At 47.2% G+C, this 18,827-nt stretch carries 16 protein-coding genes; 7 read left to right on the top strand and 9 right to left on the bottom strand.

Annotated features, from left to right (window positions below; all coding sequences use genetic code 11):
* Nucleotides 1–5: 5 nt before the first annotated feature.
* The 8 genes from pssD to NST44_RS03645 form a co-directional block, all read right to left on the bottom strand.
* On the bottom strand, nt 6–464 hold the full coding sequence (pssD, locus tag NST44_RS03610) for a PssD/Cps14F family polysaccharide biosynthesis glycosyltransferase (RefSeq protein ID WP_007132656.1): 459 nt from the start codon (nt 462–464) through the stop codon (nt 6–8).
* Nucleotides 461–1,441 (bottom strand): polysaccharide pyruvyl transferase family protein, encoded by a 981-nt coding sequence (locus NST44_RS03615; protein ID WP_007132657.1) that lies wholly within the window; start codon nt 1,439–1,441, stop codon nt 461–463. Before NST44_RS03615 ends, pssD begins: the two co-directional genes overlap by 4 nt.
* Nucleotides 1,438–2,796 carry a lipopolysaccharide biosynthesis protein gene (locus tag NST44_RS03620; RefSeq protein WP_007132658.1) on the bottom strand — a complete coding sequence of 453 codons (1,359 nt, stop codon included), beginning with the start codon at nt 2,794–2,796 and terminating at the stop codon, nt 1,438–1,440. The genes NST44_RS03615 and NST44_RS03620 overlap by 4 nt, the downstream gene beginning before the upstream one ends.
* Nucleotides 2,797–2,817: 21 nt before the next feature.
* Nucleotides 2,818–3,867 carry a beta-1,6-N-acetylglucosaminyltransferase gene (locus NST44_RS03625; protein ID WP_083832679.1) on the bottom strand — a complete coding sequence of 350 codons (1,050 nt, stop codon included), beginning with the start codon at nt 3,865–3,867 and terminating at the stop codon, nt 2,818–2,820.
* The gene (locus NST44_RS03630) at nt 3,795–4,487 is read right to left on the bottom strand and encodes a sugar transferase (RefSeq protein ID WP_007132660.1); all 693 of its coding nucleotides are present in this window, start codon (nt 4,485–4,487) and stop codon (nt 3,795–3,797) included. The genes NST44_RS03625 and NST44_RS03630 overlap by 73 nt, the downstream gene beginning before the upstream one ends.
* Before the next feature lie 18 nt (nt 4,488–4,505).
* Entirely contained in the window at nt 4,506–5,396 is an 891-nt protein-coding gene (gene galU, locus NST44_RS03635) for a UTP--glucose-1-phosphate uridylyltransferase GalU (RefSeq protein ID WP_007132661.1), read from the bottom strand.
* Nucleotides 5,397–5,667: 271 nt separating this feature from the next.
* Nucleotides 5,668–6,309, bottom strand: a complete 642-nt coding sequence (locus NST44_RS03640; RefSeq protein ID WP_007132662.1) for a CpsD/CapB family tyrosine-protein kinase — start codon at nt 6,307–6,309, stop codon at nt 5,668–5,670.
* Nucleotides 6,290–7,033, bottom strand: coding sequence for a YveK family protein (locus NST44_RS03645; RefSeq protein ID WP_007132663.1), 744 nt, complete (start codon nt 7,031–7,033; stop codon nt 6,290–6,292). Before NST44_RS03645 ends, NST44_RS03640 begins: the two co-directional genes overlap by 20 nt.
* A gap of 578 nt (nt 7,034–7,611) precedes the next feature.
* On the opposite strand from NST44_RS03645, the gene NST44_RS03650 reads away from it, so the two are divergent.
* The 3 genes from NST44_RS03650 (at nt 7,612) to NST44_RS03660 (ending at nt 10,731) form a co-directional block, all read left to right on the top strand.
* Nucleotides 7,612–9,561, top strand: a complete 1,950-nt coding sequence (locus tag NST44_RS03650) for an asparagine synthase-related protein (protein WP_007132664.1) — start codon at nt 7,612–7,614, stop codon at nt 9,559–9,561.
* A gap of 15 nt (nt 9,562–9,576) precedes the next feature.
* Nucleotides 9,577–9,702 carry a paeninodin family lasso peptide gene (locus NST44_RS03655; protein ID WP_007132665.1) on the top strand — a complete coding sequence of 42 codons (126 nt, stop codon included), beginning with the start codon at nt 9,577–9,579 and terminating at the stop codon, nt 9,700–9,702.
* Nucleotides 9,703–9,792: 90 nt separating this feature from the next.
* Complete coding sequence (locus tag NST44_RS03660; RefSeq protein WP_425262132.1) at nt 9,793–10,731, top strand: aldolase; 939 nt, start codon at nt 9,793–9,795, stop codon at nt 10,729–10,731.
* 276 nt (nt 10,732–11,007) lie between these two features.
* Here NST44_RS03660 and NST44_RS03665 read toward each other — a convergent pair whose 3' ends face one another.
* A complete protein-coding gene (locus NST44_RS03665; RefSeq protein ID WP_007132667.1) occupies nt 11,008–11,457 on the bottom strand; it encodes an Hsp20/alpha crystallin family protein in 450 nt (149 codons plus the stop codon).
* Nucleotides 11,458–11,955: 498 nt separating this feature from the next.
* On the opposite strand from NST44_RS03665, the gene NST44_RS03670 reads away from it, so the two are divergent.
* The 4 genes from NST44_RS03670 to NST44_RS03685 all read left to right on the top strand — a co-directional run bounded on the left by NST44_RS03670 (nt 11,956) and on the right by NST44_RS03685 (nt 18,805).
* Complete coding sequence (locus NST44_RS03670; RefSeq protein WP_340897860.1) at nt 11,956–12,978, top strand: SGNH/GDSL hydrolase family protein; 1,023 nt, start codon at nt 11,956–11,958, stop codon at nt 12,976–12,978.
* Entirely contained in the window at nt 12,975–13,994 is a 1,020-nt protein-coding gene (locus tag NST44_RS03675; RefSeq protein WP_340897863.1) for a ComEC/Rec2 family competence protein, read from the top strand. The genes NST44_RS03670 and NST44_RS03675 overlap by 4 nt, the downstream gene beginning before the upstream one ends.
* A 253-nt stretch (nt 13,995–14,247) precedes the next feature.
* Nucleotides 14,248–14,424 (top strand): hypothetical protein, encoded by a 177-nt coding sequence (locus NST44_RS03680; protein WP_340897864.1) that lies wholly within the window; start codon nt 14,248–14,250, stop codon nt 14,422–14,424.
* Between the two features lie 355 nt (nt 14,425–14,779).
* Complete coding sequence (locus NST44_RS03685) at nt 14,780–18,805, top strand: endo-1,4-beta-xylanase (protein ID WP_340897866.1); 4,026 nt, start codon at nt 14,780–14,782, stop codon at nt 18,803–18,805.
* Nucleotides 18,806–18,827 lie beyond the last annotated feature (22 nt).

Here is an 18,827-nt window from a genome sequence, read left to right on the forward strand (position 1 = left end):
AAATATCAATACAATGACCCCCTATACTTCGCTTTAGGGTAATGGTCGGATAGACTTTGCCATTGTATAAAAAATTCATCCGCAAATTTGTAAATCATTTTACCTGTTAAACTCGGGGTTAGAATTTTCGCAAAGCTTTCAATATAAACTACCTTCTTCCCCAGTAACTTTCCAAACAGACAAAGTGGGAATACCGCCCCAGCACCCGTCGTGATGATGAGTTTCGGATTCTCCTTAATTAATATTTTCAATGATTTAAACATGTTCGCTACAACAACAATATAAAATTTCCAGTTACTCCTTTCTTGCTGATGCAGATAATGCACTCGTTCTTTTTCGGCCAAGGACCGGCTCATTTCGCTGTATTCAGTCACGACAAAGTACTGATGCTCTTCTACTGCGGGAATCAACTTTAGCAGCTCAGCAAGATGCCCCCCTGTAGAACTTACCAAGCAAACTTTCATGCTCCAGCCCCTCCGGATAACTTAGCTTCACTAACGTTTAATCGGGCGCTCTGGCATCGATAGGTCCAAGTGTTATAGTAGTTTGAATTTTTTCCGTAAGAGTTATCCACCAGAATATGCGGTTTATCCATTAGACAAGACAGAATATGTCCATGCAACCTGGAGGTCTTTATAACTTTATAATTACTGAACAAGCTGTGTGCTTTATTAACTAGATGGTCGGAATAGAGGTACCACATGAAATTCATAGAAAACTTTAAACCTATTCTTCCTTTTAAGGAGGTTAGTTTAGAGATAAACTTAATCATCAACTGCTCCCGAAATGAGTAAAGCGTCTTCCAATCTTGATAGTCACTGCTGGATTGAAGAGGAATACTCTCCTGGCTGCCGCTTGCTTCCTTATCTAGACGCAAAAAATACAGTACCTCTTTACTGGACTCCTTAGAAGGCAACAGCGGCCAAAGCTGATGGGCCATGTCGGGGGATAAATAGAGATAGCATTTAAATTTTGTGCGGGCCTGTTCAAGGCTTACCGTATCCCTTACAAATATATGAAGATCCCTGTGCTTGTTTACAATTGCGGCTGCTTTATTATAGGCAGCATCATTTTCGTAGTAGATCGTCTGGGGCAGTATGACGATACGGTGTTCAGGATAACGCTCAATGACTTTTTCTCTCAGCCCTTGATGGTTAGGATATAAATCTCCGAAATTCCCTCCTCCTTGTAAAACAATGATGCAATTCTGCGGAATCGACAGCTTTTTAGGAAAATCATTAAGACAATATCTTGCCATCACGTTAATGTTGTGATCGGCAAAAAATTTTTCGGTACCTTTCATTATCAGCAGATCGCCGCCGTTATCATACAAGGGATAATCGATATAATAGATACTCGACCCAGATGGGACTGCCTGGAGGATTACTTTCAGCTTCTCTTTTAACTCGTCCATCGGATGCATTTCTTTAGTTGACATCATGAAACCATTCTCCTTCTTTTCATCGTTTTATCTTTTAGGATATTTCTTAAATCAGTAAAATCACCGCGATTAAACAATAAAGCTCCAAGCCTTACTTTAAAAATCATGGGAATTTGGACTAATGTGATTGCGAGCCGCACGATAGATCCCGACATGAGCGCCAAGGCGACTCCCTGAAGTCCAAATAAAGGCGTAAACACAAAGAATAACCCAATGTTGACTGCTATCGCTGTTGCCTGCCTTATCAGAACCAGCTCCGGCCGGCCAATGGCGTTAAACGAGGAGGCTAAAATCCAGGATCCACCGCCAATAATGCATTCCAGCGATAAAATATAAAAGGTAGTGTCCGCTTCCAGGAACTCTTCTCCAAACAGGACTAACAGAAAAAAACGACCTATGATTAGACATGGCACAAGCAGTACCAGCATAATGGTCATTGAAATGCGAAACGACTTGCCGACAATTGAAATAATGTCATGCTTTTGCAGACCCGAAACTTTTGGGAATAAGACATCGGTAATAGCCAGCTGTACGGTATTAAAAACCCGTGATAGTGCAAATACAACCGAATATAAGCCAAAATCCCTCGGGCTTAATAAAGAAACGATAATGATCTTATCCGCTTGCGTGTATAAGGTACTCATAAGGTCCATGCCGTAAACCTTGAATCCATAATGAAACAACGGTTTGACAGACCGATCTGCGCGGCAGCTAGCAGACTCTATATTGGATACGTGTTTCTTTAGGACGAATCCAACAATCACAACGGTTAAAAGAGTCGGCACGAGGTAACTTATGGTGGCAGTAATCAAATTCAAGCTTCCGCTTAGGCTCAAAGCAGCAAGACTGATTGCATTAATAAGAGGTACTGTCAACAGTAATGCATTGCTGATATAGAAGCGGTCCATGCTCTTAGCTAAAGCGCTTAAAATGTTGGTCATCAAAGTTAAAGGGATTGAGAATACCGTATACATTTGTGCTAAGCGAACAGCTGTCTCGGAATACTCGCCAAGCCAAACAGGCAGAAGAAACCAAGCAACAGCTCCGGCAAAGATGCCCGCTGGAACCAGATAACTCAAGGAAGCCTTCATATAAACAGGAGTGTTACCAATGACTTGCTTGACGTTGTATATAAGAGAAGTCGGCAAGCCAAGGCCAATTAACCCGGAAATGAACATCGGCCAAAAAAGAATAGCAGCTAATTCACCTCTGCCCTCTACACCCAGCACTCTTGCTGTAATGATGGAGTGAAGCATAGTAAGCAGCATTATAGATAAGTTTGTAAAACTCGAAATAAATATCGTCCCTGCTATATTTTTACTGTGAATCAGCTTGCTAAGCCTTTTGGGAATCATGGGAACAACTCCATATACTTTTTATGCTTTCAATACTCGTTTTTCCGATAGCTTAATTCGACTATCGATCCTGTTGAGCAGTGTTGAAGAAACTGAAGAATTGACTTTTCGTACAAACAGTTTATCCGAGGACAAAACTTCATCTGCATCATCCGCGGTATACCACTTTTGCAATGATGGATGAATATGGTGGACATTGGGCCAAATTGGCCATTTGTATTCTTTCGTCCGGAACGGCTCCTCATCGCCCAGTTCCGTTTTGTTTCTGTAGGGGGAATTGTAGATAAGCGTATGGAAGTATTTTTCGTCTGGCGCAAAAGAATGCTTGAAGTACCGGTCGATCCCTGGATACTGCTCTATCCATGTCAGTAAATCCACGACACACTCCTGAGAAAGAGCCCACCATTGAGATCCCATATAAATGTCAAATTTCTTCCGGTTCATCTCAATGAAAGGCTTCTTTTGAAAAGGAAGAAAACCATGAATCATCTCCACCATTTTCATTACCACTTTATAAACAAGCTTATTTCTGATATTCCAGTCTCTCAGGAAATACCTTTGAATGTGGTTCAGATGATGTTTGCTATGGCTTTTAGAGACATTTGATGCTCTAATAAATTCGATATCAGGATGCTTATCGAAAAAAGCATGAATATCTGCATTGCTAACAAGGGGATAATCGGAACCGGAAAGCAATACAATTTTTTTGTATTGCTTTCCCGAAGATATACAGAGATGCAACAATGCAATTGTTGCCTTTATTACATTAAAACCAGCCCAGAACACCGGATATCTCTCCTCAGAAAAATGAACATTACTCAGCTGGCTGACCTCACTCTGAAAAGGAGACTGGGATGTTTTCTTATCAATATGCACATAAAAATCCGCCTTGTCATTCAGCATGCGGACAAGTCGCCCAAAATGCTTACAGTCATTATGGGCCAGGATACAATATGCTATCTTTTCCTTCAGAATAAGTCCTCCTAATCGAAATGAAGTTAGTAAGAATTTTTGGATGTGAGCATAATCCAGATCGTTTTTAATATGATTTTCATGTCGAAAAGCAGGGATCTGTTTTTGATATAGATCAGATCAAGCTCAACCATCCGTGAAAAGCCTACACTACTCCTTCCATTAACCTGCCATAATCCCGTGCATCCCGGAGTAACTCTTAACCGCTGTTTATCGTGATTGCTGTATTCCATTACTTCCCGGGGCAACGGCGGCCTTGGGCCAACCAACGACATCTCGCCTCGAATGACATTCCAGAGCTGCGGTAATTCATCAATACTGGTCTTTCGTATGAATTTCCCGATCCTAGTTACCCTCGGGTCCTCCTTCATCTTAAACATGGCCCCATTGATCTCGTTGTGTTCCAGTAACTTGTCTAATAGTTCTTCTGCGTTCGAGACCATAGACCGAAATTTATACATGCGAAACGGCTTCTCGTTTTTCCCGATACGTGTTTGGTAAAAAAAAACGGCCCCCTTAGGGTCCTCTAATTTAATGAGAATAGATATGATTAAAAAAAGCGGTGATAAAAGAAGAAGCCCCAAAAGCGCAAATATGAAATCTATTGACCGTTTAATCATTAGATAAGCAATTTTAGTTTCATTTTGCGCATAACCGTTATATGCGGAGGCTCCGTCCAAGGCGACCTCTGCTTCATTTCTTTGCGGGGTCGGATACATATCCTCCAATTCACCTCTTTAACGATTTATTTTTCCCAAATGCTCTCGCTCCAAAATTTCCTCCATACCCTGAAGCAGCGGTTTACGAAGTTCTTCATTCTGAAGAGCAAAGTCAAGCGTGGTCATAATAAAACCAAGTTTTTCACCGACGTCGTACCGAATGCCTTCAAAATCATAAGCATACACGCCTTGGCTTACATTCAGTTTTTGAATGGCATCCGTAAGCTGAATCTCACCGCCCGCCCCCTCTTCCTGATGCTCAAGGAAATCAAAAATTTCCGGCGTTAATATGTACCTACCCATGATTGCCAGCCTCGATGGAGCTTGCCCTGCAAGAGGCTTCTCGACGAAATAGTCTACTTCGTACAAGCGATCGGTTCTCTTAAGTGGGGCGACGATTCCGTAACGATGCGTTTGATTGGATGGAACCGTCTGAACTCCGATAATAGAGCGCTGAAGTTGTTCAAACTGCTCCGCCAGCTGACGAATGCAGGGAGTCGGTGACTGGACAATATCGTCGCCTAATAGCACTGCAAAGGGCTCATCACCAATAAAATTGCGTGCGCACCAAACGGCATGACCAAGACCCTTTGCCTCCTTTTGACGGATATAGTGAATATCCACATTTGAGGGGCGGCGAACCTCATCCAGAAGATCAAATTTTCCCTTGCTGAACAGATTGTTCTCCAGCTCGAAGGCATGATCAAAATGGTCCTCGATCGAACGTTTACCCTTCCCCGTAACGATGATAATATCCTCGATTCCGGAAGCCACCGCTTCTTCGACAATGTACTGAATCGTAGGTTTATCTACAATTGGAAGCATTTCCTTCGGCATGGCTTTCGTTGCCGGCAGAAATCGAGTACCCAGCCCCGCTGCGGGAATTATGGCTTTTTTTACTTTTTTCATTGATGGTCCTCTCCTATCTCAATTAATTTCATATGGAAGCTGAGTTGTGTTGCTGCTGTAGACAAGTTTACCTATACACTCTTCCATCAGAAGAGAGCATAACTAAGCTTTCTAATCAGGGCATTAAACCCTTCCTCACGTTACACCCTCGACAATCATGTCTAAGGTCGTTACAGACCCACAGCGTAACCGAGTGCCTACAGTGATAAAGGTTCAGTAGACATTACCTGTATATCTAGATGAGATTGCAACCTGCAGATTGTGCGCCTGTTTATCCGACTTGATTCAATACGACACCCAATATCCGTGCATTCACATGGTGCAGCTGTTCCTTCGCCTTTCGTAAATAATCCTTCCTGGCCCGACCTGCAGCCGCCACCATTACAACGCCATCACACATAGCGCTGAATATAACACTGTCTGAAACCTCTAACATGGCCGGCGTATCAATAAGAATGACGTCATACTGAGCCTCTAGTTCTTCCAAGAGCCCCCACATCGCAGGGGAATCAATTAGTTCCGAAGGGTTCGAGGGGATTGGACCGGCAGGGAGTAATCGAAGGTTGCTGATATAAGTGTCCTGCACTGCATTTTCAAAGCTGTCTTTCCCGGTAATGACGGTGCTTAACCCCTGATGATTCATTTGAGAAAACATCTTGTGAAGAGATGGCTTTCTCATATTTGCATCTATAAGAAGAACCTTCTTGCCTTCTTGCGCATAAATCACTGCCAGGTTACTGATTGTAGTTGTTTTTCCTTCTCCTGTTTGTGCAGAGGTAATCACTAGCGTTTTCAGATCCTGATCTTTTGAGGAAAATTGGATTCTGGTTCGAAGCAAACGGTATACTTCTGAACGAGGCGAATTGGGATTTACGGATACGATTAAACTAGCGTCATTGGTTGATCGTCGCATACTGACCCTCTCCTACTTTTGATTTTTCCGTGGTCTTTAATCTTGCGTTTTTTTTGAGCTCTGCCTTACTCATCTTCCCTGCTACGGCAAGTACAGGCACCTCAAGAATCTCCACAATGTCGTCTTCCGTTTTCACCGTATCGTCCAAATAGTCCAGCAGGAATACGAAGCCTAAAGCCAGCATTAACGAAACAACAAAACTGATAACTATATTCATTACCGGATTTAAGTTGATTGGGGCCACTTTGGCTGCTGGGTCTGCCTCACTCAGAATTGTAATATTGTCAACATTCATAATTTGAGGAATCTGCTCTTTAAATACTGCTGAAACCGCATTAACTACAGCAGCTGCATGAGTATAGGAAGTATCCTGGTAAACTAGGTTCATCACTTGAGAGTTGTTGGCTGAGGACACCGAAATTTTGGCGGCAAGCGTCGTTGGACTTTCTCCGAGATCAGGATATTTCTCAACCACTTTGTTCATAATTGCGGTCGACATGATGATCTCCTTATAGGAATTGATGAGGAAAATACTTGTTTGGATTGAGCTTGTATTAAGCCCGTCACTCGAGGATTGGTTAACGATCAGTTTGGCATTTGCCGCATAGACCGGTGTCGTAAAGTAGTAACTCTTGATTCCAGTAGCAGCGATTGCAACAGTAACGATTGCTGCGATGAGCCACCATCTTTTCTGAATTATTTTGAAATACTGTTTAAGTTCCATTAGAGATTAACCCCCCGCTTAATTAGTGAACAGCTCGTGACATATCGCAAATCTCTGCTTACAATCAATTAATCTGATGATTTCAACCCGCACAACGATACAATATGTATAATTCATATCCCATAATTTACGATACAGATTGTATCATGTCAAGGCTATATTTAATATTTATCTTTTCAAAAAAATGGCATCATGTATCGCAATCATGCGGTACAACACTTGTTAGCGCTTTCCTATATAAAGTTATTTCCGCACCCTTGAGAAGTTATTGAATGTGTAATACCCACTCATATATTATTTAGGCACGTTTCGTATCGTTTAGGATCTGAAAGGGGTGACATATATAATGGAAGCGCATTCACGGGGAGGGGTGCGCTCATACGCAGCGCTTGATTTATCCGTAAGATTTCAACGGGATGAGTGGCAGCTAAGAACGGTAAACAAAATCATAGCCTGTTCACTAAATAATTTTCTTCAAAAAAACTATTGATACATTTTGTATACTCGTTATATAATGATTGTCGATACGGAATGTATCAATTCGTTTGACAGGAAGGGATTATAACGGAGGAACTCTAATGAGCGTCATTGCCGGTGTTTATCGTTTAAATGGAGATGCTGTCCAGCAAGAGGATAAAAGACTATTCATGCATGCAATGGAAAAGTATTCAGCAGATCATCGCGGGGTATGGGATGGCAGCAGGATAATGCTCGCGTGTCATGCACAGTGGATTACAGAGCAATCGGTTCATGAACAGCTTCCCTTCTATGATTCGATGAGGAGACTTGCTATTACGGCCGATGCCATCATTGATAACCGCGAAGAGTTAATGGATGCACTGCAAGTCTCATCAGCACGAAGACCTGATATGTCCGACAGTGAACTCCTTCTCCTTGCTTACGACAAATGGTCTGAGCGCATGATAGAGCGATTAGTCGGCGATTTTGCCTTCGCTATTTGGGATGAAGAGAGACAGCTTCTATTCTGCGCAAGGGATTTCTCAGGCTCACGCACCCTCTACTATCACAAGGATGCTGAGCAATTCTCGTTCTGCACAATGACCCGTCCCCTACTATCACTGCCACACGTACATAAGCAGCTTAATGAACGATGGCTGGCGGAATTCCTAGCGATCAAAGGTGTTTTCGAGCCTCCGGATGTCGCCGCAACGGTTTATAAGAATATCTTCCAACTGCCTCCATCACATACCTTAATCGTCAGTAATAACAGGATTGTAATTTCAAAATACAGCAGCCTTTCTGAAATAACTCCTATAAAGCTTTCCTCACCTCAGGAATATGAGGAAGGGTTCCGGGATGTCTTTCATAAAGCTGTAACGGCAAGACTGAAGCGTACCCCGCGCCATGTTGGCGCCCACCTCAGCGGGGGGTTGGACTCCGGATCCGTCGTCAGCTTCGCGGCAAGAGCCCTTCAAGAGAGCAACCGCCAACTTCACACCTTCAGCTATGTGCCGGATGATGGCTTTGTGGATTGGACTCCCAAGCGCAGACTGGCAGACGAACGGCCGCTTATACAGCAGACCGTCCAATACGTAGGTAATATAGAAGACAACTATCTAAACTTTTCGGGTAGCGACCCCTATACCGAGATTGACGATTGGCTTGATATTTTGGAGTTTCCCTATAAATTTTTTGATAACACTTTTTGGCTTAGAGGGTTTTATGAACAATCGCAACAACGCGGAATCGGCATTCTTCTGAATGGCGCACGAGGCAATTACAGCATTTCCTGGGGGCCTGCACTGGATTACTATAGCAAGCTTGTAAAAAGGTTGCACTGGTATCGGTTATCCCGAGAAATTAAACAATACAGTAAAAATGTCGGTGCAGGTCGTAAAACAATCTACTCCATAGTCGGCCGCAAAGCTTTCTCTTTTGTTGATCGCTTAAAGCCTACTCCTACACCCTATGAGTTTCCTCAGCTGGTTCACTCTGATTTTGCGAAACGAACCGGGATTTATGAAAAGCTCAGCGACCCAAAGTTTACCGGAATCGGATCGACGGCTGACCTTCCGTCAGATCCACTGGAAGCCAGAAAGCTGCACTTCGACCGAATCAATGTATGGAGTACTACCGGTACCAGCGGAAGCAAGCTTTCCGTCCGTTACTCTGTTTGGGGCCATGACCCAACGAATGACCTTCGCGTTATTCGTTTTTGTCTAGGCACTCCCATCGAGCAATTTGTGCAAGACGGCATGGATCGAGCCCTCATCCGTCGTTCGACCAAGGGCTGGCTGCCGGATGCCATCCGTCTGAACCAGCGTACCCGAGGAATTCAGGCCGCCGACTCCATCCACAGAATGTCAGCCAAATGGCCGACGATTATGCAAGAGGTAGAGCAATTAAGCCGGGACTCTCGTATGAAACAGCTTTTAAATATGCCTGTCATCGAGGAGGCACTAACACATGCGAGGAATGGCCTCGATCCTAGCGAAGCCTACGGCCCTTCTATCAAAGTGTTACTGCGAAGTATTATTCTGTACCGATTTCTGCAAAAAAACTTTTGAAAGGAGGTGATATCTATGAAAAAAGAATGGAACGTACCTTCCCTTGAAATTCTTGATGTCAACATGACAATGGCGGGTCCTGGAAGCTCACTCCCGGATGCAGTTCAACCGGATCCAGACGAGCACGTCAACTATAGCTAATCCTTGTAATCTATCATCTCCAGAAGCGAGCCCCTATGCGCCTGTTCGGGTATAAGGGCTATCTTCTTTTCTATGCCAATAAGCAATGGAGTGATAATCTTGTCCCACACGCTCAATCAAACGATGTATAAAGCCTTCGGTCTCTCCATCCAAAGTGATATTCCGCTCCCGGAACTGCCGCAGGCAAAGGCAGCAGATTTGCATGGTGCTACCGATATTTCGGTTCGCTATGTTGATTTAAATATGACTTGGCCCCAGCATAGGCCGGTTCCTCATAATCTCATATGTGCCCCTGGCCAAATCATGTTTAAAGTACCCGATCTCGCCATTTTCGCCATCGAGAACGGGAACACCATTCACATCTCTCCCGAACCAGGCGCCGATGAAGACAAGTTACGCCTGTTCATCCTTGGATCCTGCATGGGCGCCATTTTACTCCAGCGTAAAATTCTCCCCCTTCACGGCAGCGCCATAGTAATAGACAACAAGGCCTATGCTTTTGTCGGTCATTCCGGGCACGGCAAATCGACGCTGGCCTCCGCCTTTATTCAGCAAGGGTTCTGCATGATAACCGATGATGTGATCGCAGTTACCTTAAATGAGCAGAACTTACCCTTGGTTTCCCCCGCCTATCCTCAGCAAAAGCTGTGGCAGGAAAGCTTGGACACCTTCGGTATGAATGCTGGGCAATTTCGTCCGCTGTTTGAACGTGAAACGAAGTTTGCGGTGCCAGTGAAGTCTCAATTCGCAACAAAAGCACTGCCGTTAGCCGGCATTTTCGAGCTGATCAAAACGGATTGTGCAGCCCCCGGAATTCGGCCGTTTGATAAGCTACAGCGAATTCCCCTTCTGCAGCGCCACACCTATCGCAGATCTTTTCTTGCCGACAGTGGGCTAACACAATGGCACTTCAGTATAACAGCTAAGATAGCTGGCAGCATTACTGCTCATCAGCTCTGGCGGCCGCTGAACGAACCTACCGTACACCAGCTGATGGATATGGTGTTAGATGCCATTGAAAAAAAATAAATTCTCTTCGAATGCGGCCCATCCGGCCGTATTGCTATTCTTTTCTATTGGATTTCCTGGTCTTCTTAAAGTTCGTATTCTAATGAATTGATGATTGACCCAAAATCCATCATATTAATTCACTACATATGCCATGTGTTACCTTAGCTACGCATTAAGGATTCACAATATTAGATCGCGCTGCCAATGCCCTCAACAAAAAGGCTGCCCCCTGGGTAATAGCACCCTGGAGGCAGCCTTTTATATATAAACGCGGCTTAAGGCCGCGAAATTGGATTACATGTCATCCCGGATTTGGATCCGTTTAGCACGAGTGTCCGGCTGTTTCGGGATTTCCAGCTTCAGCACCCCGTTCTTCAACGATGCGGTGATGCCGTCTTCGTCAATATGCTGAACATGGAAGCGGCGTACGTATTCGCCGTAGCTGCGTTCTCTCCGGATGATATTTTGATCGGAATCCTCCACGCTGCTAGCTTCCTTGCGCACGGCTTTAATCGTCAGGTAAGGCTCCTCGTAGCGAATTTCAATGTCGTCTTTATGAAAACCGGGCAATTCCGCTTCAACCAGATAAGCGTTCTCCGTCTCACGGATGTCGGTCTTAAAGGACATCGCCGCCGAACCCTTGAACGGTGCAAAAAAGTCGTTGCTAAACACATCATTGAATGACTTCATCAGCTGGCTGATGGAGTCCTCTCTGCGTTTTCCAAAAGGAATCATATCAAACATGATGCATTCCCCTTTCTTTGACCTTGTTTGACCTTACATGTTCATTATATGCTCGTCGAAGGGTTATGACAAAGCCGAATAAACCCGATATAGACCTGAATCCGCTTGTTTTGGCCGGAAATGGCCATGTTTTTGCATTCGATTTTTGATTTTGACTATCTTTGACCTTTTGTGTTCTGTTGAGACTAAGCACTCGCGGAAGATATACATCAACCATACATCATTGAGAATAGACTTCGGCGAAAATGTGACCGATGAATCGGCGATTACGTTACTTACGAAATAGCTTGTCATAATTCTAAGATATGTGTACTATGAGAGTGAATATTGGAAATTGAAGCGGGCAGAGAATATGAGAAGCCCTTTGCATCATTAGAGCCTTTATTGATTAAAGGTTTTTGGATGCAAAGGGCTTTTTCTTGTTATCCCTCGCAGATCTGCTGTACCTTTACGAAATTCATACCGGTCTTGAAAAAAAACGTCCACAGGAGTGAGTCCATGAACGTCATTGCCATGCATGAAGCTTTGTTTCACGGTGCCGTCAGTGTCGAAATCACGAAGGATGGGGCCCGGCCCTGGCGCATTCCTTATCTTGAAGCCGCATTATTTCCGCCGGACGGAATCGGCGGGGAAGCGAAGGTCCCCGCAGGCGTGCGCATATCCTTTTGGAGTGATTCGACCTCTGTTCAAGTAGGCTTTGCCGAAACCGAGAATACGCTAAGCTTCGATTGCTTGATCGACGGGCAGTTCCATTCGACCTGTACCGCCCAGCCGGGGGATTCCGTTGTTACGTGGAACGCATTGCCCGGCACGAACAAGCTTATCGAAATCTATTTATCTCCGAAGCACCCAGTCTGTGTTCAGCGCATCCTGCTCGATCAGGACTCAAGCTTCTCCTATTACCAAGACACCCGGCCCCGCTGGATCGCTTACGGGAGCTCGATCACGCAGTGCAAGGCGGCTGCCAGCCCATCGCAAACCTGGCCGGCGCTTGTCGCTCAAAGCTCGGAGCTTCAGCTGACCTGTCTCGGCTATTCGGCCAATTGCCACCTCGAGCCTATGGTCGCAAGGATGATCCGGGAGCTCCCGGCCGATTTCATTTCCTTATGTCTTGGCATTAACGTGATGGGACAATCCAGCCTGAATGCGAGAGCCTTTAAATCCAGCGTCATCGGGCTCATTCAAATTATCCGCGAACGACATCAGGGTATCCCCCTCCTGCTCATGTCGCCGATCTTCGCACCAGAGCGTGAAACCGCGGACAACCTGGTCGGTCTGAATCTGGTGAAAATCCGGCAGGAGCTGCGCGAGGCCTACGAGATATTGCGGGAGCATGGCGATCGCCACCTGTTCTATGTTGAAGGTCTCGACATATTCGGGGAATCGGATCAAGAACGCTTGTCCGACAAGCTTCACCCCGATGCGGAAGGCTATAAATTGATTGCCCGGCGCATGCACCGCTTGTTCCATGATAAACTCAAGCTCCATAGCCTTATAAGCGAAGGAAACGAGCGGATATGAGATCAAGGCTGCCCCATCTGTTGTTCAATAGACTGCTCGCTCTAGCGCTCGCTATGCTTCTGGTTCTTGCCGGATGCACTCAGGCTAAGGAGGCTGGAACTACTGATCCCTCAAGCCTGCAGAGCGTCAGCGCTTCAGCCGATACACCTGCTGAGCAGCCGTCCAAATCTGCCATTGTCCACCGGACTGGCAACGTATTCGATACCGCTGCATACCGGGATAAGCTCACGGTACGTTATTTTTTCCTGGATTCGGAGGAGAAATCCGGCGACTCTATTTTTCTGCAGACCCCGGACGGCCTCAACCTCATGATTGACGCAGGCATTCCCGCAACAAGCTCCCAATTGGAGGAGTATATGAAGCGGCTGGGTGTAACCCGAATCGATTACGCCATCAATACACATCCTCATTATGACCATATGGGCGGATATACATCGCTGCTGCGAACGAAAGAAATCGGCGGATTTTATATGCCGAATATTGAACACACGACCGGCACATACCGTACAGTGATGGATTTGATTGAGCAGCATGATATTCCGCTCCATTATTTGGAGGATGGCGACCGTCTTCAGATCGGCGAGCATGTGGAGGTTGAGCTGCTGAATCCGGAAAAAGGCACATCCCCGGATAAATTTGAGGATTGGTCGACGGAGAATATCAATAATCAGTCGCTCGTGATGAAGCTTCACTATGGCGACAACACCTTCTTGTTTGCCGGCGACTTGTACAAGTCCGGAGAATATGATCTTGCGGAGCGGCATGCCGATCAGCTTAAAGCCGATATGGTGCATGCTCCCCATCACGGCGACAAAACGTCGTCCTCACCGCAATTCGTCAAAGCGGCTTCGCCTGACATCGCGGTTCTAAGCGCCAATATTTTTCAAAATCTCAACATCAAGCAGCGTTATGAAAAAAACGGAGCCCTTGTAGCGTCCACTGCCCTTCACGGCAATATTATGCTCGTATCGGATGGTAAAACCATTGAGCTCATTACGGAGAAGGAAGTTAAATAAGGTTCCATATGAAACACTCGTATAAAGCCCCGGAAAACGGGGCTTTGTCATGCATGGGGACTTCGCTTTTAGCCGTTTCAACCATACGGATCGTCGAACACGGAATTTTTCTTTCATTTCAGCCGTTTCATCCACAGCTGCAGCCGGATCGTTAAAGCGGAACCCCTGACCTGGCAGCGATCGAATATCTGCTTGGCTTCCCGCACATAATAAGCATCACAACCGATCCCAGCATTTAAGGAGGGCCTTACATTTGAGCACGAACCAACCGGACAAGAACTTGATCAATACGGTCGAGAAACTGGATGAGACGCCCGTGAACAGCTTGGACGCCCAGCAGCAGCAGCAAGCCCGCAATGATCGCCGGAAGCAAGCACTGCATGACAGCGATGGCAAATACAAGGAAAATGAGTCCAAGAACTATCATTAAGGGTGCTCTCTACCCCCTTCTAACTGTTTACACTACTACCCTGTTCCAAAAACAATCACCCAAAGAAGCGGCCGAGCACCGGTCGCTTTTCATATGGTCAAATGTATACATATTTATGGGTACGATCGGTCGGGACGTCCTCCGCATGAACATACCTTTTTATACCCCCCTTAAGTCAGCCGCTCCTCCACTTTCTTCTGCTTCTAACCAACAAATGTATGTAAAAAACTAAGTATCTCCTTTAATTTGCAAAAAGACACTGGATCCAACCGGATGTTACAATTTCTGGAGAAAGGAGGCTGTTTGTAAATTAATGAAAGCGCTTAATATTCTTAGGGTAGGGGGAGTACAGTGAATGAGTAAATGGATCAAACAAGGCATCTCGATTCTGATCGCGGCAGCTTTACTTCTTCCGACGGGCTGGAGAGCCCCGGATGTTCGGGCTGACGCACAGGAACCGGAAGCCACCGAAACCGTTTATCATGAAACCTTTGGGACGGGCGTAGGAAAAGCCGTGCAATCCGGCAGTGCCAGCATATCGCATGTATCCAATAAAGCGTTTGCCGGCAATGAGGACGGAGGCGCTCTGTATGTAAGCAACCGAGCCAATAACTGGGACGCGGCCGATTTCAAATACGTCGACTTGGGCTTGGAGAACGGCATAACGTATACGGTGACCGTCTCTGTATATGTAGACGCCAATGAGCCTGTGCCAACAGGCGCTCAGGCTTTTCTTCAAACGGTAGACAGCTATGGTTGGCTGGCCGGTGCGGATTTTGCCGCAGGCACGCCTGTACAGCTAAGTAAAGAATTCACCGTTAATACCGAAGTCGATTCGGCCCTCCGGGTTCAATCCAACGAGGACGGGAAGACGGTTCCCTTCTACATCGGGGATATACGGATCACCAAGAAGGCGGCTTCCGGCGGTGATGGTGAGGAAGAGCCTCCTAGGGAACCCGCTTTACCCTTCACTCCCATCGATTTTGAAGACCAAACGGCTGGCGGATTTGAAGGCAGATCCGGTAATGAAACGTTGACCGTCACCCAGGAAGCCAACCATACCCCCGGCGGCTCTTACGCTTTGAAGGTAGAAGGCCGTACAGCCACATGGCACGGGCCATCATTGCGAGTCGAGAAATACGTTGATCAAGGCAGCGAATATAAAGTCACGGGATGGATCAAATTGATCGAGCCCGCAAGCTCGCAGCTCCAGCTGTCCTCCCAAATCGGCTCCGGAAGCAGCGCGAATTATGTGGCCCTTTCCCCCAAAACGATCAGCACCAGCGACGGATGGGTCCAGTTCGAGGGAACCTATCGGTACAACAGTGTGGGGAATGAATACTTAACCATCTATGTAGAAAGCTCGAATAACGCGACGGCATCCTTTTATATCGATGACATCAGCTTCGAGAAAACAAGCGCCGGCCCCGTCGAAATCGAGAAAGACTTGATTCCGGTCAAACAAGCGTATCAAAATGATTTCCTCATCGGCAACGCCATTACAGCGGAGGATCTCGAAGGCGTGCGGCTTGAGCTGTTATCGATGCATCATAATGCCGCCACCGCCGGAAACGCGATGAAACCGGATGCGCTGCAGCCGAGTAAGGGGAATTTTACATTCACGGCCGCGGATGCCATGGTGGATAAAGTTCTGGCTGAGGGCATGCAGATGCACGGGCATGTGCTGGTATGGCACCAGCAGTCCCCGGCATGGATGAACACGACCCAGGACGGGCAAGGGAATACGGTCCCTTTAAGCCGGGAGGAAGCTCTTGAGAATCTGCGCACGCATATCCGCACCGTAATGGAGCACTTCGGCGACAAAGTCATCTCCTGGGATGTCGTCAATGAGGCGATGAGCGATAATCCGCCGAATCCGTCCGATTGGGAAGCCTCGCTTCGTCAGTCCCCTTGGTATCAGGCCATCGGCCCGGATTATGTCGAGCAGGCATTTCTCGCGGCAAGGGAAGTGCTTGACGATCATCCGGAATGGGATATCAAGCTTCATTACAATGACTATAACGAAGACAATCAGAATAAGGCCCAGGCCATTTACAATATGGTGAAAGCAATCAATGACAAGTATGCGCTGGACCATCCGGGCAAGCTGCTCATCGACGGCATCGGCATGCAGGGACATTACAATATCAACACCAATCCGGAAAATGTGAAGCGCTCCCTGGAGAAATTTATCTCCTTGGGCGTGGAAATCACCATCAGCGAGCTTGACATCCAGGCCGGAAGCAACCATCAGCTCTCCGAGCAGTTAGCCAATGCACAAGGCTATTTGTATGCCCAGCTCATGAAAATTTTCAAGGAGCATGCGGCTCATATCAGCCGCGTTACCTTCTGGGGCCTTGAAGACAGCTCAAGCTGGCGGGCCGCCTCCAACCCGCTGCTGTTTGATAAGAACTTGCGGGCCAAACCGGCCTATTACGGTGTCATTGATCCTGATACATTTATTCAGGAGCACCAGCCTGATTCGAAGGATGCCAACCAGTCCACTGCCATGTATGGCACACCTGGCGTAGACGGCACAGTCGACCCGATCTGGAGCCAAGCTCCCGAGATGTCGATCCATCAATACCAGACGGCATGGCAGGGTGCGACCGGTGTGGCCAGAACGCTCTGGGATGACCACAATCTATATGTATTGATCCAGGTTAGCGACGCCCAGCTTGACAAAGCGAGCGTGAATGTGTGGGAGCAGGACTCCGTTGAAATTTTCCTGGATGAAAACAATGCCAAAACAACGTTCTATCAAGCGGATGACGGGCAGTACAGAATCAACTTTGATAATGAGACCTCGTTTAATCCTCCAGCGATCGCAGAAGGCTTTGTATCCGCAACCAAAATTTCCGGAACGAACTACACGGTGGAAGCAAAGATCCCTTTCAAATCCATCAAACCTGCAAATCAGGTTAAAATAGGCTTCGACGCCCAGATCAATGACGCGAAAGACGGGGCTCGCCAAAGCGTTGCCGCGTGGAATGATACGACCGGCAACGGCTATCAGGATCCTTCCGTGTTCGGCGTCGTTACCTTAGACGGCAAACCCGCAAGCCCTGGGAACGGCGGCGGCTCTGACAATGGCAGCGGCGGCGGTGGAGGTAACAACAATGGCAGCAGCCCAAGCAGCAGCAATGGCAGCAATCCCGGCTCCGGCAATGGAAGCAGCCCGCAAGCCGGAAGCATTAGGAACGAAAACGGCGTGGTTACCATCAATCCTGAAGTGAAGGTCGCTAATCGACATGCAGTAGGCATCATTGCTAGCGAAGATCTCGTAAAAGCGCTTGGGCTAGCCACTCCTAACCCCAACGGCAAGAAACAAATCGTAATTGAAGTGGCCCCTCAAAATGCCGTGGATGTATATGAAGTACAGCTGCCGGGCCATAGCCTGAACGCCCATCCAGCCTTTGAGCTTGTGCTGAAAACGGACAACGCGATCCTTCATATCCCAAGCAGCGGGTTGTCGCAAGCCGCAAAAACTGCAAAACAGGTGTCGATCCGCATAGGTACAGCTTCAACGGCTCATCTGGCCGCAGCGGACCTCGAACGGATCAGCGGCCGACCAGCCATCGATCTAAGTCTTTCGGCAGACGGGAACGCCATAGACTGGGATCATCCTGAGGTTCCTGTAACGGTAAAAATTCCATATACCCCAACCGCCAAAGAACTGCTTAATCCGGAGCGCCTGGTGGTTTGGTACATGGACGGCAACGGCAAGATTGCGGTCATTCCAAATGGCCGATATGATGCATCGGCGGGCGCGGTTGTTTTTCAAACGACCCGTTTCGGTACCTACGCTATAGCTTACGAAGCCAAGTCTTTCGAAGATTTGCAAAAGGTTCCTTGGGCCGAGCAAGCCATTCATCATATGGCTGCGCGGGATGTCATCAAAGGGACGTCCGAGGGCCGCTTCTCTCCCGAAGCATTTATGACGAGAGGCGACTTCGTCGCACTTCTTGTCAGAGCGCTCGAGTTAAAGGGATCCGGCGGCCAAGGGACAGCGGCTCTGCAAGCAGGCTTCAGCGATGCCGAGTCTGCCGGTTTCGATCACAGCGAGCTGGACATCGCCTATGCGCTCGGAATCGTAAAAGGTTTTCAAGATCAGACCTTCCAGCCGAATGAGCCGATCTCAAGACAAGACATGATGGCGCTGACCGTGCGGGCATTATCGGCAGCCGGCAAGTCCCTCGAAGGTACCGGAAGCTTGGACGGTTACCGCGATGCGGCAAGCGTCTCCGGTTATGCATTGGAAAGTGCGGCCCGACTGGTCAAGTCCGGGATTGTAAACGGCAAGAACGGCCGCATTGCACCGCACGATCCCCTCACCCGCGCCGAAGCAGCGGTGATTCTGTACCGTATTTGGAAGCTGTAGTACAGCATTAGAACAGGATGAA

The organism is Paenibacillus sp. FSL W8-0919, from assembly GCF_038003785.1.
Taxonomy (GTDB): Bacteria; Bacillota; Bacilli; order Paenibacillales; family Paenibacillaceae; genus Paenibacillus_AQ; species Paenibacillus_AQ lactis.